13 protein-coding genes are annotated in these 16,049 nt (G+C 72.8%); 11 read left to right on the top strand and 2 right to left on the bottom strand.

All coding sequences use genetic code 11. The features are described from left to right. Positions 1-193 precede the first annotated feature (193 nt). The 5 genes from ACZ4VF_RS06815 (at position 194) to ACZ4VF_RS06795 (ending at position 5,663) form a co-directional block, all read left to right on the top strand. On the top strand, positions 194-2,041 hold the full coding sequence (locus ACZ4VF_RS06815) for a RiPP maturation radical SAM C-methyltransferase (protein ID WP_467923559.1): 1,848 nt from the start codon (positions 194-196) through the stop codon (positions 2,039-2,041). Continuing rightward, the gene (locus ACZ4VF_RS06810; RefSeq protein WP_467923558.1) at positions 2,038-2,577 is read left to right on the top strand and encodes a DUF5825 family protein; all 540 of its coding nucleotides are present in this window, start codon (positions 2,038-2,040) and stop codon (positions 2,575-2,577) included. Before ACZ4VF_RS06815 ends, ACZ4VF_RS06810 begins: the two co-directional genes overlap by 4 nt. 155 nt (positions 2,578-2,732) lie before the next feature. Next, the gene (locus ACZ4VF_RS06805; protein ID WP_467923557.1) at positions 2,733-3,356 is read left to right on the top strand and encodes a nuclear transport factor 2-like protein; all 624 of its coding nucleotides are present in this window, start codon (positions 2,733-2,735) and stop codon (positions 3,354-3,356) included. Between the two features lie 19 nt (positions 3,357-3,375). Further along, on the top strand, positions 3,376-4,914 hold the full coding sequence (locus tag ACZ4VF_RS06800) for a hypothetical protein (RefSeq protein ID WP_467923556.1): 1,539 nt from the start codon (positions 3,376-3,378) through the stop codon (positions 4,912-4,914). Then, the gene (locus tag ACZ4VF_RS06795; RefSeq protein WP_467923555.1) at positions 4,911-5,663 is read left to right on the top strand and encodes a TIR domain-containing protein; all 753 of its coding nucleotides are present in this window, start codon (positions 4,911-4,913) and stop codon (positions 5,661-5,663) included. The genes ACZ4VF_RS06800 and ACZ4VF_RS06795 overlap by 4 nt, the downstream gene beginning before the upstream one ends. An 89-nt stretch (positions 5,664-5,752) precedes the next feature. Here ACZ4VF_RS06795 and ACZ4VF_RS06790 read toward each other — a convergent pair whose 3' ends face one another. After that, positions 5,753-6,667, bottom strand: coding sequence for a macro domain-containing protein (locus ACZ4VF_RS06790; protein WP_467923554.1), 915 nt, complete (start codon positions 6,665-6,667; stop codon positions 5,753-5,755). 38 nt (positions 6,668-6,705) lie between these two features. On the opposite strand from ACZ4VF_RS06790, the gene ACZ4VF_RS06785 reads away from it, so the two are divergent. The 4 genes from ACZ4VF_RS06785 (at position 6,706) to ACZ4VF_RS06770 (ending at position 12,173) form a co-directional block, all read left to right on the top strand. After that, on the top strand, positions 6,706-8,130 hold the full coding sequence (locus tag ACZ4VF_RS06785; protein ID WP_467923553.1) for a macro domain-containing protein: 1,425 nt from the start codon (positions 6,706-6,708) through the stop codon (positions 8,128-8,130). Positions 8,131-8,305: 175 nt separating this feature from the next. After that, a complete protein-coding gene (locus tag ACZ4VF_RS06780) occupies positions 8,306-9,529 on the top strand; it encodes an arginine deiminase (RefSeq protein WP_467923552.1) in 1,224 nt (407 codons plus the stop codon). Positions 9,530-9,591: 62 nt separating this feature from the next. Beyond that, entirely contained in the window at positions 9,592-10,614 is a 1,023-nt protein-coding gene (argF, locus tag ACZ4VF_RS06775) for an ornithine carbamoyltransferase (RefSeq protein ID WP_467923551.1), read from the top strand. Positions 10,615-10,724: 110 nt separating this feature from the next. Continuing rightward, positions 10,725-12,173 (top strand): amino acid permease, encoded by a 1,449-nt coding sequence (locus ACZ4VF_RS06770; RefSeq protein WP_467923550.1) that lies wholly within the window; start codon positions 10,725-10,727, stop codon positions 12,171-12,173. On the opposite strand, the gene ACZ4VF_RS06765 is transcribed toward ACZ4VF_RS06770, so the two are convergent. Then, complete coding sequence (locus ACZ4VF_RS06765; protein WP_467923549.1) at positions 12,133-12,585, bottom strand: ATP-binding protein; 453 nt, start codon at positions 12,583-12,585, stop codon at positions 12,133-12,135. The genes ACZ4VF_RS06770 and ACZ4VF_RS06765 overlap by 41 nt on opposite strands. A 295-nt stretch (positions 12,586-12,880) precedes the next feature. Here ACZ4VF_RS06765 and ACZ4VF_RS06760 point away from each other — a divergent pair, with 295 nt between their 5' ends. Both ACZ4VF_RS06760 and ACZ4VF_RS06755 read left to right on the top strand, forming a co-directional pair. After that, a complete protein-coding gene (locus ACZ4VF_RS06760; protein WP_467923548.1) occupies positions 12,881-13,708 on the top strand; it encodes an enoyl-CoA hydratase family protein in 828 nt (275 codons plus the stop codon). Positions 13,709-13,714: 6 nt separating this feature from the next. After that, complete coding sequence (locus ACZ4VF_RS06755; RefSeq protein ID WP_467923547.1) at positions 13,715-16,036, top strand: bifunctional salicylyl-CoA 5-hydroxylase/oxidoreductase; 2,322 nt, start codon at positions 13,715-13,717, stop codon at positions 16,034-16,036. Positions 16,037-16,049 lie beyond the last annotated feature (13 nt).

The following is a 16,049-nucleotide window of genomic DNA, read 5'->3' as shown; positions in this document are numbered from 1 at the left end:
CCCCGGGCCGTCACGGCACGCCCTTGTGCCGCACACACGCTGTCCATAGTGTGGACAGCCGTGCGGCACAAGGGCGTTGGCACGCGGCGAGGGGAGTGGTGGGCGTGGAGATCAAGAAGGTCGTGGTCCGCGAGGACCGGGGGAGCACCACCCGCCGGCCGGCCATCCTGGAGAAGCGGCCACCCCGCTGAGCATGCGCGTCCACCTGGTCACGATGCCGTGGCACCCCCTCGATCTGCCCTCGCTGCAACTGGGCCTGCTCAACCGGATCGTGCGGCGGGCCCGCCCCGGCGACGAGGTCACCGAGTTCCACGGCTCCCTGCGCTGGGCGGAGTTCCTGCTGGAGCACTCCGGCGGCCGGCTGACGCCCGGCGACTGCGTGGAGGTCGGCAGCGACGCGATCTTCCACGGCCTAGGCGACTGGGTCTTCTCCGGAGCCCTCTACGACGACCCCGGCTGGGGCACGGCCCGGCTGCGGCACTACGCGGCCGAACGGGACGTCTTCATCGACACCGCGCTGGCGATGCGCCCCTACGCCGCCCCCTTCGTCGAGGCCTGCGCCACCGAGATCCTGGCGGCCGAACCGGACGTGGTCGGGGTCACCAGCACCTTCATGCAGAACGTCCCCTCCCTCGCCCTGGCCCGCGCGCTCAAACGGCGGCGCCCGGGGCTGACGGTCGTCCTCGGCGGCAGCAACTGCGACGGCCCCATGGGCCACGCCCTGCACCGCAACCACCCCTTCGTGGACCACGTGGTCCGCGGCGAGGCCGAGTACGCCTTCCCGGCCCTGTTGCACCACCTCGACGCCGGCACCGACCCCGTGGACGTGCCCGGCCTGTGCTGGTGGGACGGCCCGGTGTCACGAGCCACCACGGAAACCCGGCGAACAGTGCCCCCGGCCGACATACCCTCGCCCGACTACGACCAGTGGCAGGCCGCCCTGGACGCCTCCCCGGTCCAGGAGTACCTCCACCCGAAACTCGTCGTGGAGGGCGCCCGGGGCTGCTGGTGGGGCGAGAAGCACCACTGCACCTTCTGCGGGCTCAACGGTTCCGCCATGGCCTTCCGAGCCAAGCCGGGGGAGCGGCTGTGGGCGGAGATCGACCGGCTGGTGCGCCGCCACCGCATCCTCGACGTGGTCACCGTCGACAACATCATCGACATGGCGTACTTCCGCGACTTCCTGCCCCGCGTCGCGGCCAGCGGCTGGGACCTGCGGCTGCACTACGAGGTCAAGTCCAACCTCACCCCCGCCCAGCTCCGGCTCCTCGGCGACTCCGGCACCGTGCACATCCAGCCCGGCATCGAGAGCCTCGGCAGCCGCGTCCTGGACCTCATGGACAAGGGCGTCACCGGCGCCCGCAACGTGCGCACCCTGCGCGAGTGCGAGAACCACGCCCTGACCTGCTCGTGGAACCTGCTCTACGGCTTCCCCGGCGAGCGTGACGACGACTACACGCCGGTCATCGACCAGCTCCCGGCGCTGGTCCACCTCCAGCCGCCGAGCGGCGCCCACCGCATCCAGCTGGAGCGGTTCAGCCCCCACTTCACCGACCCGGACCTCGGCTTCGGCAAGCGCCGCCCGGCCGCGATGTACCAACACGTCTACGACCTGCCCGAGGACGAACTCGCGGACCTCGTCTACCTGTTCGACACCGAGCCGGCGGGCATCGGCGGCGCGGTGGAGCGGCGGCTGCGGGAGGCGGTGGCCGCCTGGCGGGCCGGGCACGCGGACTCCCGGCTGCTGTTCGAGGAGGACGGCGCCGGACTGCTGGTGCACGACCGCCGGCACGGCCGGCCCCCCGCCACCCACCGCTTCACCGGCTGGCAGGCCGCGGCCCTGCGCCACCTGGAGGACGGCCGGACGGTACCCGCGCTGCGCCGGCTGCTGTCCGCCGACGGCCACGACGTGCCGGACGGGGCCCTGGAGGCCTGGGTCCGGCACGCCGTCGGCCTGGGCCTGGTGTTCCGCGACGGCGCCACCTGCCTCTCCCTGCCGACCTGGGGCGAGCCGGTCCGGCTGCCGGAGGGAGCGCGATGAGCGGGCTGCCCGGCGGTGTGCCGCACCGGCGCACCGGGCACCGGGTCGAGGCCGCCGCACCCCTGGACCTGAGCGGGGCGGGGCGCGCGACGGCGGAGGCGGTGCGGTTCCTGCGCGAGTGCCAGGGCCACGGCCTGAGCGTGCGCTGGCGGGCGGCCGGCACCCCCTCGTACGACCTCGCCGTGCTGCGTCATCTGCCGCCGCCCGAGGAACTCCCCGCCGACGCGGACGCGTTGGCGGCCTGGCGGGCGGACCACACCCACGGTGCCCTCTACCACCGGCGCGGCCCGGACTTCGTCACCGTCCTGGACCGCAGGCAGCGGGGCACGGCCGTCCGGCTCACCCTCGACCACCCCGCTCTGCACGGCACCTTCCTCCGCCTCCTGGAGCCGACCCCCGTGGCCGCGCTGGACCCGGCCGGACGGGAGGCGCTCGCGCTGCTCGCCGCCGAGCGGCTGGTGCTGGACCGCGGCGGCTGGGCGGTGACGCTGCCCCCGCGCATCCGGCGCTGGCCCGTGCCCTGCACCGCGATCTGAACCGCCCGGCGGGCACGGCCGGGGCACCGGCGGGATCGGAAGCGCATCGGAAGCGCGAAACCAGCGCCCGGCCGACGGATGTCGGGCAGAGTGACTGTCGTCATACCGACGGCACAAGCGAGACCCCGGCGCTCTGCCGGGAGTTGCGAGGAACCATGAACGGCACCTACGAGCCGCCGAGCCTTTTACCCGCCGGCGGACAGGAGCGCACGCACGCCCTGCTCATCGCCGGCGTCCCCCTTCTGCTGATCCTGCTCATAGCCGTCGTGTCCCACCTGTCCTCGGACGACGGCGACGACAGCCCGCCGGGGTACGGCACGTACTCGACCCAGACGCCGCAGGGGTACCCGTCGTACGGCACGGAGACGTCGGACCCCTACCCGTCCTACGGCACGGAGACGTCGGACACGTACCCCTCGTACGGCACGGAGACCACGGACGCGTACCCGTCGTACGGCACCGAGACCACCGCGGAGACGACGGACGGCACGGCCGGCCCCGCCGACACGGTGACCGCGTTCTTCGACGCGATCAACCGGCGTGACTACGACAAGGCCTGGGAACTGGGCGGCAAGAACATCGACGCGTCCTACGGCTCGTTCGTGGCGGGCTTCACCACCACCGAGCGGGACGACGTCACCATCACCTCGGTCGACGGCGACACGGTCTCGGTGAACCTCCTCGCCCTGCAGACCGACGGCACGCAGAAGTCGTACAGCGGTCAGTACACCGTGGTCGACGGGACCATCACCCGGGCCTCGATGGCCCCGGCCGGCTGAGCAGAGCGGAGCAACCACCATGTCGACCGACACCGTCACCGTCACCGCTCCGCCGAACGCCGCGAGCGACGCCACCCGGCTGCTGTGCGCCGGCACCTACTTCGACCCGGTGTACCGCGCCGCCGTCATCCGCGAGCTGCTCACCCGCCGGTACCGGGTGGTCGCACCGTCGTACGGGTACGACGCGGTCCCCGTGCTCGCACACGCCCTGGCGGCACGCCGGCTGCAGCGGGTGCGGCTGGCCGTCCTCGCGGCGGGTGCCGTCCTCGTCTGGGTGCTCATGACCGTCGGCTTCCTGAACAAGTTCACGGCGTTGCTCGTGATGCTGTGGCTGCTGTGGGCCACCGCGTACTTCCGGCGCCTCGTCACCCTCCAGCTGCTGGTCAGCAGGCTGCGGCCGGGCACCGGCACGCCGGGCGCGACGAGCGGGTTCGACGGCGCGTACCCCGAGCACCCCCAGCTGACGCCCGACCTCGTCAGCAAGATCAAGCGAGAGCAGGCCTCCGACGGCACCCTGGTCCGCTACGGCGGCTACAAACCCTTCGTGGGCGCGGGCGGGCAGGTGCGCCGCTGGGCCAACGCCGAACTGCTGCTCGGCGCGCCGATCACCGTGTTCGACGGACAGCGTGTGCCGGGCGCGCAGGCGGCCCCCGCCGTGAACGGCTCGGAGCCGAAGCGGAAAGAGGTCATCCCCTTCACCGTCGAGGAGATGACCGACTACGTCGCCGACCACATGGCCGCCCGGCTGCGCGACCGGACCCGGCCGGGGGAGAGCATCGACGGGCTCGCCGTCGAGGAGAGCACCTTCACCACGGCCGTCACGACGCTCCGCGGGGTGACGGAGCCCACCCTGGACCAGCTCGACGGCCCCAGGGACGACGCCTACGACGCGGGACGGGCGTACCTGTGCATCCGGGTCGGGTCCTGGGAGCAGGAGCTGGTCACCACGGCGTTCGTGGGTTTCGACCTCAAGGGCAACACCCTGCACACCGAGTTCTACTCGTACGTGCTGGGGCCGATCAAGAAGAGCTTCCGGCTCGTGGACCGGCTGCCCGCCGCCCTGGACGGCGGGCTGCTGCTCAAGCTCGCCTGGCACACCCTGAGGGGCGCGTCCGGGTCCGCGACGCGGCCCCTGCGCGGCAAGGCCGGCTCCCAGCTGTCCGAGCTGCTGCCCTGGCGCAAGAACCGGATCCGGGAGCCGCAGCCGGCCGACAGCAGCGAGTTCGGCCTCGGCCGCTACGCGGACGCCATGCTGAACCGCGGTGCCGTCACCAGCGTGCGGGAGATGGCGACCAGCGCCACCTTCCACCACTTCTTCCAGGAGACGGACACGATCAAGTACACCCAGATCGTGGAGCGCCAACTCCTCCAGATCGTCCGGGACTTCCTGTACGAGCACAACGTGGACCTGACGGAACACGAGGCCCGCCAGATGAACATCCTCAACAACTACGGGCACAACAACAGCTTCGTGAACGGCAACAACAACACCACCAACTCGGGGACGCAGAACCACTTCGGCGGCTCCGAGGGCGCCAAGGGGACGGGATCCGCATGACGCACACACCCACGGGCGGCAACAGCAGCGACTACGGCAGCCGGAACGACTTCGGCAGCCGCAACAGCTTCGTCACCGGCAACGGCAACACCACCAACTCGGGCACGCAGAACTTCCACGGCACCCCTCCCGCGCCCGTCCCCGCCGGCCGCACCCATCAGGAGCAGGACCTCTCCCGTCCCTCCCCGGACCGCCGCCGCAACGTCTTCGTCGTCCACGGGCGCGACGAGGAGGTGCGGGTGAAGATGTTCGACCTGCTGCGCCTGCTCGACCTGCACCCGCTGGAATGGGAGGACCTGGTCCGGGCCACCGGCAAGACGGCTCCCTTCCTCGGCGAGGTCGTCGCCAAGGCCCCCGAGCAGGCCCAGGCGGCCCTCGTGCTGCTCACCCCGGACGACCTCGTCGAGCTCCACCCGGAGCTGCGGGGCGCGACCGAGCCGCCGTACGAGACCGAGCCCACCGGGCAGCCCCGGCCGAACGTGCTGATCGAGCTGGGCATGGTGCTGATGGCCTACCCGGAGCGCACGCTGATGGTCGAGGTCGGCGCGCTGCGCCCGATCGCCGACATCGCCGGCAGGAACGTCATCAGGTTCGACGGCTCGGAGACCGCCCTGCGCAAGATCGCCCAGCGGCTGAGGCTGGCGGGCTGCACCGTGGACGACACCCGCTCCGACTGGCTCCAGACCTGGCCGTACCGCCATCTGTCGGCGTACGGCCGCGGCGGACGGGGCACGCCCCCGGTTCGCTGAACCGCCGCGCTGGACCGCGGTACGGGCCCGGTGGTCGTCCACGGCCGGGGGAGGGGCCCGTACCGCCCGGCGGTGCACCGCCGGCGCCGTCAGGTGTGGCGCCGGGCGCCCGCCGCCAGGCCGGCCAGGAAGGCGCCGGTCTCCGGCAGGTCGATCCGCCCCAGCTCGCCGGGGCGGACCACCACCCGCAGCTCGCGGCAGACCCGCCGCTCCCAGGAGTGCACGACGAACGACAGCAGGATCAGCCGCAGCAGGCTGTCCTCGTCCAGGTCGTGCAGCCGGGCGAGCCCCGCGCCGGTCAGCGGCATGGTCAGGCTCTCCAACTGGCCGTGCCGGCGGACCGCGTCCCACAGCCGGCCGAGGCCCAGCCACAGGTCCTCGACGCCGGACGAGGCGACGCAGTCGTTGCCCATCCTGCTGTAGGCGACGCCGAAGACGAGGTCGGGCCGGGTGCCGAGGACGGCGACCGTGCCGATCGGATACCGCGCCCGCTTGCCCCGCGGCTTGTCCCGGGGGCTCTCCCACGCCACCGGGGTCACCCCCGCCAGCGCGGCGGCCAGCTCCGCGTCCAGCCGGCCGGCGTCCCCCGCGTACCGGCGGGCGAGCAACTGCCCCTGCACACTGGCGTCGTTGATGACGACACCGCCGTCCACGAGGGTGTCGAAGGTGTCGGTGAACCCCACGACCAGATGCCCGGGCTGGTCGAACAGGTCGCCCTCCTCGACCACCACCGTCATCCCGGGACGCCCGAACTCCTGCCGCACGGCGGCCTGTGGACGAGCCCGGACCACCCCCCACGCCAGGCACAGGGCCACCGAGGCGGCCAGCACCGGCCCGGGCCGGGAGACGACACCCGGGAACAGCTGGCCGGCGAACTGCACGACGGCCGAGACCCCGCCGAAGGCGGCCAGCACGCTCCCCGTGAACACCCGCCGCCCGCGCCACGACCGCGGAAGCCGGCGCCGGGCGGAGCGGGACGGCGGACGGGGGCCGGTCAACCGCATGCTTCCCTCCAGGGCACCTTGGTACGCTGACCGCACAGATGACGGGACGTCACGCGGCGGAGGGGGCGAGGCGCGTGCAGACCCGGCCACCGCGCGTCCGTGTGAGCGTCCTGGGTCCGGTCCGGCTGGCCGTGAACGGCACTCCGGTACACCTCACCCCGCTCACGGCACGTCTGCTGGTCCGCCTGGTCGCCGCCGAGGGCGGGACCGTGACCGCGCGCCGGCTGTACCGGGACGTCTGGCAGCAGACCGTGGAACTGCCCCACCAGGACCTGCGCAACCGCAACGAGGTGCAGAAGCGGATCCTGGAGCTGCGGCGCGCCTTCGACCGGGCCGGGCCGGGCCACGGCACCCGGATCCTGCGCACCGGCCAGCTGCCGACCGCGCGCGGCGCGGAGAGCACGTACCGGCTGGAGCTGTCCGACGAGGAACTGGACAGCGCCGAGTTCACCCGCCTGGTGGGAGACGCGCTGCACGCGGCACCGGCCTCGGCCGTGCGGCTGCTCACGGACGCCCTGGGGCTCTGGCGCGGCCTGCCGCTGACCGAGGCGCAGGACGAGGATTTCGCGGTCGCCGCCGTGCGGCGGCTGAACCGGCTCAGGGAGACCGCGCTGCGCGAACTGGTCGCCGGCCACACCGCGCTGGGCCGCTACGACCTCGCCCTGCCGGTGGCCGAGGAGACGGTCCGGGAACGGCCCGACGACCCCGAGGCCGCCGCCACGCTGGCCCGGCTGAACGCCCGGCTGCGCGAGCGGCACGGCGACGAACTGCTGCGCCACACCCTGCGCGGGCTGCGGGTGGACGTCGTCGTGCTGCGCGGCGACCTGTTCGAGCAGGAGGACGCCAACCTGGTCGTGGGCTTCTCCGACACCTTCGACACCTTCACCGACGACGTCGTGATCAGCCGGGAGAGCGTGCAGGGCCAGCTCGTCGACCGTCTCTTCGAGGGCCGGCACCGGCTGTTGGACGCCGCCCTGCGCCGGGGGCTGAAGGACGTCACCCCGCTGGCCACGGAGAGCGTCCGGGCCAAGCGGCGCGGCCGCCGTACCCGCTATCCCATCGGCACGGCGGTGGCCGTCCCGGCCGGCAAGCGCCGGGTCTTCGCCCTCGCCTACTCCCGGCTGGGCAACGACCTGCGGGCCCGCTCCGCCCCGGCCGAGCTGCGGCTGAGCCTGGAGCGCCTGTGGCCGGCGGTCGCCCGGTACGGCCTGTTCAAGCCGGTGGCGACACCGCTGATCGGCGCCGGCCTGTCCCGCCTGGTCGAACTCGACCGCACCCAGCTGCTGCTGCTGATCGTGGAGACCTTCACCCGCAGCCTCGGCCAGGACCCCGCCGTCTGTCCCGAGCTGCGCGTCGTCATCCGCGCCGACGAGCTGGAGCGGACCGACCTGTCGGCGGTCGAGGACTTCCTGCGGCGGGTGGACGAGCGGGGGCCGGTACTGCCGCCGACCGGCATCGGCTGATCTGTTCACGCCCCCAGCAAAGCCCCGCGGGCGCTTCCGCCGACAGCCTCCACCCGCTTCCGGAGCGCTTCCGGTCCGTCCGTCCCGGGTGACCTCCGTGGCGAGCGCGAGAACCCGTGGCGCGGAAACCACCGAGCGGCGGGTGAAGCGGGGCCCCGGTGGTCAGGATGGAGGCATGGGATTCCATGTCGACTCCGAGGCCGGGCGGCTGCGCCGCGTCATCCTGCACCGGCCGGATCTTGAGCTCAAAAGGCTCACCCCCAGCAACAAGGACGCCTTGCTCTTCGACGACGTGCTCTGGGTGCGCCGGGCGCGCGCCGAGCACGACGGGTTCGCCGACGTACTGCGCGACCGCGGGGTCGAGGTCCACCTCTTCGGGGACCTGCTCGCCGAGACCCTGGAGCTCCCGCAGGCCCGCGCCCTCGTCCTGGACCGTGTCTTCGACGAGAAGGAGTACGGTCCCCTCGCCACCGACCACCTGCGTGCCGCCTTCGACCGGATGACCCCGGGGGAGCTGGCCGAGGCCCTGGTCGGCGGCATGACCAAGCGGGAGTTCCTGGCGGAGCACGCGGAACCGACCTCGGTCCGCTTCCACGTCATGGAGCTGGACGACTTCCTGCTCCGCCCGCTGCCCAACCACCTGTTCACCCGGGACACCTCGGCGTGGATCTACGACGGCGTCTCCATCAACGCCATGCGCTGGCCCGCCCGGCAGCGCGAGACCGTCCACTTCGAGGCGATCTACCGGCACCACCCGCTGTTCCGTGACGAAACGTTCCACGTGTGGTCCCGGGGGCAGGCCGACTTCCCCTCCACCATCGAGGGCGGTGACGTCCTGGTGATCGGCAACGGCGCCGTGCTGATCGGCATGAGCGAGCGCACCACCCCGCAGGCCGTGGAGATGCTGGCGCACAAGCTGTTCGCGGCCGGGTCGGCGCGCACCATCGTCGCGCTCGACATGCCCAAGCGGCGCGCCTTCATGCATCTCGACACGGTGATGACGATGGTCGACGGCGACACCTTCACCCAGTACGCGGGCCTCGGCATGCTGCGCTCGTACACCATCGAGCCGGGGGTCGGCGAACGCGAGCTGAAGGTCACCGACCACCCCCCGGAGCACATGCACCGCGCGATCGCCGCCGCGCTCGGCCTCGGTGAGATCCGCGTGCTGACCGCCACCCAGGACGTGCACGCGGCCGAGCGCGAGCAGTGGGACGACGGCTGCAACGTGCTCGCGGTCGAACCCGGTGTCGTCGTGGCCTACGAACGCAACTCCACCACCAACACGCACCTGCGCAAGGAGGGCATCGAGGTGATAGAGATCCCGGGCAGCGAGCTGGGCCGCGGTCGGGGAGGTCCCCGGTGCATGAGCTGTCCCGTCCAGCGAGACGCCGTATAGAAATGTGAAGAGTCGTATAGACTTCCACCGTTCCCCGTAGTCGTACCCTGGAGCGTCCCGCCATGGCGACAGTCCCGACCGCCCTCGCCGGCCGCCACTTCCTCAAGGAGCTGGACTTCACCGAGGAGGAGTTCCGCGGCCTGGTCGAGCTGGCCGCCGAGCTGAAGGCCGCCAAGAAGGCCGGGGCCGAGACACGGTACCTGCGGGGCAGGAACATCGCGCTGATCTTCGAGAAGACCTCGACGCGCACCCGGTGCGCGTTCGAGGTCGCCGCGGCCGACCAGGGCGCCCACACCACCTACCTCGACCCCGCCGGCTCACAGATCGGGCACAAGGAGTCGGTCAGGGACACCGCCCGGGTGCTCGGCCGGATGTTCGACGCGATCGAGTACCGCGGCGACAGCCAGGCCAAGGTCGAGGAGCTGGCCGCGCACGCCGGCGTGCCCGTCTACAACGGCCTCACCGACGACTGGCACCCCACCCAGATGCTCGCCGACGTGCTCACCATGACCGAGCACAGCACCAAGCCGCTGCGGAAGATCTCCTTCGCCTACCTGGGCGACGCCCGCTTCAACATGGGCAACTCCTACCTGGTCACCGGCGCCCTGCTCGGCATGGACGTCCGGATCGTCGCCCCGAAGACCTACTGGCCGGCCCCGGAGATCGTCGACCGCGCCCAGGCGCTCGCCGCCTCCAGCGGCGCCCGCGTCACGCTCACCGACGACGTCGCCGAGGGCGTCGCCGGCGCCGACTTCGTCGCCACCGACGTCTGGGTCTCCATGGGCGAGCCGAAGGAGGTGTGGGACGAGCGGATCGCGGCCCTGGCCCCCTACGCCGTGACCATGGACGTGCTCCGCGCCACCGGCAACCCGGACGTGAGATTCCTGCACTGCCTGCCGGCCTTCCACGACCTCGGCACCACCGTGGGCCGGCAGATCCACGCGGCCCACGGCCTCACCTCGCTGGAGGTGACGGACGAGGTCTTCGAGTCCGCGCACTCCGTCGTCTTCGACGAGGCCGAGAACCGCCTGCACACCATCAAGGCGGTGCTGGTGGCCACACTCGCCCGGGAAAGCCTTGCCTGACCCGCCTCACCAGGCCTTATCCTGACCGGCGGCCCGGAACCACCCCTTCCGCGACCGTCGCCGCGCCGCTACGACCGGCGCCCGCACCACCAGAATCGAGCACCACCCGCATGCCCGCTCCCCGCATCAAGTCCCCGCACCTGCTCGTCGCCGAATCCGGAGCCGACCGCGAGGGACACGGCCTGAAGCGCACCATGGGCCTCTTCCAGCTCATCTGCTTCGGCGTCGGTGCCATCGTCGGCACCGGCATCTTCGTCGGCCTCTCCGACTCCGTCGCCCAGGCCGGCCCGGCCGTCGTCGTCTCCTTCGTCCTCGCCGCGATCACCTGCGTCTTCACCGCCCTCTCCTTCGCCGAGCTGGGCGGCGCGATCCCGGTCTCCGGCTCCTCGTACTCCTTCGCCTACGCCGGCCTCGGCGAGTCCACCGCCTTCCTCGTCGGCTGGTGCCTGCTGCTGGAGTACGGCATCTCGATCTCGGCCGTCGCGGTCGGCTGGAGCCAGTACGTCAACGAGCTGCTGCACAGCCTCACCGGCCTCCAGCTCCCGGCCGCGCTCTCCGCCGGCCCCGGCGACGGCGGCATCGTCAACCTCCCCGCCGTGATCGTCATCGCCCTGGCCTCCGTGCTGCTGGTGCGCGGGGTGCGGGAGAGCGCCCGGGCCACGGCCGCCATGGCCGCCGTGAAGCTGGCGATCCTGCTCGCCTTCTGCGCCATCGGCTACAGCGCCTTCAAGGACGGCAACCTCACCCCGTTCTCCCCGGCCGGCCTCGGCGGTATCGGCGCGGGCACCACCGCCGCGTTCTTCTCCTACATCGGCTTCGACGCGATCACCACCGCCGGCGAGGAGGCGAAGAACCCGCGCCGGGACATCCCCGTCGCGATCCTCGTCTGCATGGGCCTGGTCACCCTGCTGTACTGCGCGGTCGCGGTCGCCGCGATCGGCGCCATCGGCGGGGACCAGGTCGCCGGCCGCCCGGCCGCCCTGTCCTACGTCGTCAACGAGGTCACCGGCTCCGCCGTCGGCGGCGGTGTCATCGCCTTCGGCGCGGTCGTCGCCATCGCCTCGGTCGTCCTCGCGGTCATGTACGGCCAGACCCGCATCCTGATGTCGATGTCCCGGGACGGCCTGATCCCGCGCGTCTTCGAGAAGGTCTCCCCGCGGACGTCCACGCCGGTCGCCGGCACGCTGATCGTGGCGGTCGTCTTCGCGGTCCCGGCGGCCTTCGCCTCCCTCGACGCCGTGATGAACCTGTGCACCATCGGCACGCTCGCCATCATGGCCGTCGTCAACATCACGGTGATCGCCCTGCGCCGCCGCGAACCGGGACTGGACCGCAGCTTCCGGGTGCCGCTGTACCCCGTGGCCCCGCTGCTCGGCGTCGCCTTCTGCCTGTACCTGATGTACGAGACCGGCTGGCGGACCTGGCTGCAGTTCGCCGTGTTCCTCGCGGTGGGCCTGCTGGTCTACGCCGCCTACGGCCGCCGGCACTCCACGCTCGCCGCGGCCGCGCGGGACGAGGTCACACCGGCCGCCGCTGAGCGGGAACCGCAGGCAGTGTGAACCACACCGCCTTGCCCGACGGGGTGGGGCGGTGACCGCAGGAGGAGCTGAGGGCGCGGATCAGCAGCAGCCCGCGCCCGCCCTCCTGCCAGACGTCGGGCTCCTCGATCACCGGCCGGGTCAGATGGCCGGGCGGCGCCGGGTCCGGGTCGTGCACCTCGACCTGGCAGCCGTGCGGCGCCAGCTCCACCACCAGCTCGATCGGGCCGCGCCCGGCGGTGTGCTCCACCGCGTTGGCCACCAGTTCGGCGGTGAGCAGCTCCGCCGTGTCGCAGTCGGCGGCGTGCTCCACCTCGGTGAGGGCCGAGCGCACCAGGGCACGCGCCACGGGCACCGCCGCGGTGGTGTGCGGCAGCGCGATGCGCCAGGAGGCCGATGCGGCTGGGCGTTCGTGCAAGGCGAGTCCGTTCATGGAGCAGGCTGTCCTGCTTTCGACTGTAGGAATGGTACGGGCCCGGCCGCCGCGGACCGGCGGCGGGCTTCGTCCGGGACCCCCCGTCCCGGTACCGGCGGCCTACCCGGTCGGGCGCCCCGCCTCGCCTGCGCGCCCCCACTGTTACGGCGCTGTCGACAACCGGTGACCGAGGTGACGGAACCCGGCCGATCACGGCCCATGTGTCGCGCCCCCGTGACGACGGTCACAAACAGGTGATAACTTCGAGGGACAGCGCAACGTACGGCACCGCCGCGCAAGGAGGCCGCACGTCATGAGTCCCTTCACCGGTTCCGCCGCCCGCACCGCCGACTGGGAGCACCTGCGGATCCGGGTCGCCGACGGGGTGGCCACGGTCACCCTCGCCCGGCCCGAGAAACTCAACGCCCTCACCTTCGGCGCCTACGCCGACCTGCGGGACCTGCTCGCCGAACTGTCCCGGGAGCGCGCGGTCCGCGCCCTGGTGCTGGCCGGCGAGGGCCGCGGCTTCTGCTCCGGCGGCGACGTGGACGAGATCATCGGCGCCACGCTGGCCATGGACACCGCCCGGCTGCTCGACTTCAACCGGATGACCGGCCAGGTCGTCCGGGCGATCCGGGAGTGCCCGTTCCCGGTGGTCGCCGCGGTGCACGGGGTGGCCGCGGGCGCCGGGGCCGTCCTCGCCCTCGCGGCCGACTTCCGGGTCGCGGACCCCTCGGCCCGCTTCGCCTTCCTCTTCACCCGGGTCGGCCTGTCCGGCGGCGACATGGGCGCGGCCTACCTGCTGCCCCGGGTCGTCGGCCTCGGACACGCCACCCGCCTGCTCATGCTCGGCGACCCGGTCCGGGCCCCCGAGGCCGAGCGCATCGGCCTGATCAGCGAGCTGGTGGACGAGGGCCGCGCGGACGAGGCGGCCGCCGGCCTGGCCCGCCGCCTGGCCGACGGCCCCGCCCTGGCCCACGCCCAGACCAAGGCGCTGCTCACGGCCGAACTGGACATGCCCCTGGCGGCCTCGGTGGAGCTGGACGCCTCCACCCAGGCCCTCCTGATGAACGGCGAGGACTACGCCGAGTTCCACGCGGCCTTCACGGAGAAGCGCCCGCCGAAGTGGCAGGGCAGGTGACGGACCATGCGTGTGGCGATCGTCGGCGGCGGCCCCGGCGGGCTCTACGCCGCCGCCCTGCTCAAACGGCTCGACCCCGCCCGTGACGTCACCGTCTGGGAACGCAACGCCCCCGACGAGACCTTCGGCTTCGGCGTGGTCCTCTCCGACGAGACCCTCGGCGGCATCGAACACGCCGACCCCGTCGTCTACGAGGCGCTCCGGCGGGACTTCGTCCGCTGGGACGACATCGACATCGCTCACCGGGGCATACGCCACCGCTCCGGCGGACACGGCTTCGCCGCACTGGGCCGGCACCGGCTCCTGGCCATCCTCCACGAACGCTGCCGCGCACTCGGCGTGCGGCTCGTCTTCCGCGCCGAGGCCCCCCACCCGGACGTCCTCTCCGCCGAGTACGACCTCGTCATCGCCGCCGACGGTGTGCACAGCGCCACCCGTGAGACGTACTCCCATGTGTTCCGCCCCCATGTGACCGCACACCACTGCCGCTACATCTGGCTCGCCGCCGACTTCGCCTTCGACGCCTTCCGCTTCGAGATCGCCGAGACCGAGCACGGCGTGATGCAACTGCACGGCTACCCTTACGCCCGCCCGTCTTCCGGGCACCACCACGCGGCGAGGCCCTCCGGACCGCCGGGTCCGTCCGGCGCCTCCACGGTGATCATCGAGATGCGCGAGGAGGTCTGGCGGGCGGCCGGACACGACGAACTCCCCCCGCAGGAATCCGTCGAACGCTGCGCCAAGGTCTTCGCGGAGGTCCTCCGCGGACGCCCCCTGCGCTCCGGCAACTCCGTCTGGACCACCTTCCGCACGGTGGTGAACGACCGCTGGTCGCACGGCAACACCGTCCTCCTCGGCGACGCCGCCCACACCGCCCACTTCTCCATCGGCTCCGGCACCAAGCTCGCCGTGGAGGACGCCCTCGCCCTCGCCGCCTGCCTGCGCGAACAGCCCGACGTGCCCAGCGCGCTCGCGGCCTACGAGGAGGAGCGCAAGCCCGTCGTCGCCTCCACCCAGCGGGCCGCCCGGGCCAGCCTGGAGTGGTTCGAGAACCTCCCGCTGTACCTGCGTCAGCCGCCCCGCCAGTTCGCCTTCAACCTGCTCACCCGCAGTCGCCGCGTCACCCACGACAACCTGCGGCTGCGCGACGCCCGCTTCACCGAGGCCGTGGAACGCGAGTTCGGCTGCCCGCCCGGCACGCCTCCCATGTTCACGCCGTTCCGGCTGCGCGGACTGACCCTGCGCAACCGGGTCGTGGTGTCGCCGATGGACATGTACTCCGCCACCGACGGCGTCCCCGGCGACTTCCACCTCGTCCACCTGGGCGCCCGCGCCCTCGGCGGGGCGGGCCTGGTGATGACCGAGATGGTCTGCGTCAGCGAGCAGGGCCGGATCACCCCCGGCTGCGCCGGCCTCTACACCGGCCGGCAGGCCGAGGCATGGCGGCGCGTCACCGACTTCGTGCACCGCCAGGTGCCGGGCGCCGCCATCGGCGTCCAGCTCGGACACTCCGGCCGCAAGGGCTCCACCAGGCTGATGTGGGAGGGCATGGACGAACCGCTGCCCACCGGCAACTGGCCCCTCGTCGCCGCCTCCCCGTTGCCGTACAGGCCGGGCGGCCAGACCCCGCGCGAACTCACCCGCGCGCAGCTCACCGACATCCGCGAGCAGTTCGCGGCCGCCGCCTGGCGGGCCGCCCGGGCCGGCTTCGACCTGCTGGAACTGCACTGCGCCCACGGCTACCTGCTCTCCGGCTTCCTCTCCCCGCTCACCAACCGGCGCACCGACGCCTACGGCGGCTCGCTGGAGCGGCGGCTGCGTTTCCCGCTGGAGGTCTTCGACGCCGTGCGCGGGGTGTGGCCGGCCGAGCGGCCGATGACCGTGCGGATCTCGGCCACCGACTGGGCGGAGGGCGGGACGAGCGCCGAGGACGCCGTCGAGATCGCCCGCGCCTTCGCCGCGCACGGCGCCGACGCCATCGACGTCTCCACCGGCCAGGTGGTCGCCGAGGAGCGACCGGAGTTCGGGCGGTCGTACCAGACGCCGTTCGCCGACCGGATCCGGCACGAGGTCCGCGTCCCGGTGATCGCGGTCGGCGCGATCTCCTCCTGGGACGACGTCAACTCCCTGATCCTCGCCGGCCGTACGGACCTGTGCGCGCTGGCCCGGCCGCACCTGTACGACCCGCACTGGACCCTGCACGCGGCGGCCGAGCAGGGCTACGAGGGCCCGGGCGTCACCTGGCCCGCCCCCTACCGGGCCGGGAGCCGGCCCCCGCGGACCGGCCGCACCGACGCCCCCAAGCCCCGGCTCTCCCTGGGAGGCTGAGGCCCGCGGTCCC

It is taken from the genome of Streptomyces sp. NPDC029151 (assembly GCF_055564315.1).
The sequence above is the reverse complement of the archived record's forward strand: the minus strand, read 5'-3'. Positions and strand labels throughout refer to the sequence as shown.

What these genes read in the sequence shown, in the direction of transcription:
- ACZ4VF_RS06810 (WP_467923558.1), top strand. Translation starts at nt 2,038, where the DNA reads ATGAGCGGGCTGCCCGGCGGTGTGCCGCACCGGCGCACCGGGCACCGG.
- ACZ4VF_RS06815 (WP_467923559.1), top strand. Translation starts at nt 194, where the DNA reads ATGCGCGTCCACCTGGTCACGATGCCGTGGCACCCCCTCGATCTGCCC.
- ACZ4VF_RS06790 (WP_467923554.1), bottom strand. Translation starts at nt 6,667, where the DNA reads ATGCGGTTGACCGGCCCCCGTCCGCCGTCCCGCTCCGCCCGGCGCCGG.
- argF (WP_467923551.1), top strand. Translation starts at nt 9,592, where the DNA reads ATGGCGACAGTCCCGACCGCCCTCGCCGGCCGCCACTTCCTCAAGGAG.
- ACZ4VF_RS06760 (WP_467923548.1), top strand. Translation starts at nt 12,881, where the DNA reads ATGAGTCCCTTCACCGGTTCCGCCGCCCGCACCGCCGACTGGGAGCAC.
- ACZ4VF_RS06770 (WP_467923550.1), top strand. Translation starts at nt 10,725, where the DNA reads ATGCCCGCTCCCCGCATCAAGTCCCCGCACCTGCTCGTCGCCGAATCC.
- ACZ4VF_RS06805 (WP_467923557.1), top strand. Translation starts at nt 2,733, where the DNA reads ATGAACGGCACCTACGAGCCGCCGAGCCTTTTACCCGCCGGCGGACAG.
- ACZ4VF_RS06800 (WP_467923556.1), top strand. Translation starts at nt 3,376, where the DNA reads ATGTCGACCGACACCGTCACCGTCACCGCTCCGCCGAACGCCGCGAGC.
- ACZ4VF_RS06765 (WP_467923549.1), bottom strand. Translation starts at nt 12,585, where the DNA reads ATGAACGGACTCGCCTTGCACGAACGCCCAGCCGCATCGGCCTCCTGG.
- ACZ4VF_RS06785 (WP_467923553.1), top strand. Translation starts at nt 6,706, where the DNA reads ATGACGGGACGTCACGCGGCGGAGGGGGCGAGGCGCGTGCAGACCCGG.
- ACZ4VF_RS06780 (WP_467923552.1), top strand. Translation starts at nt 8,306, where the DNA reads ATGGGATTCCATGTCGACTCCGAGGCCGGGCGGCTGCGCCGCGTCATC.
- ACZ4VF_RS06795 (WP_467923555.1), top strand. Translation starts at nt 4,911, where the DNA reads ATGACGCACACACCCACGGGCGGCAACAGCAGCGACTACGGCAGCCGG.
- ACZ4VF_RS06755 (WP_467923547.1), top strand. Translation starts at nt 13,715, where the DNA reads ATGCGTGTGGCGATCGTCGGCGGCGGCCCCGGCGGGCTCTACGCCGCC.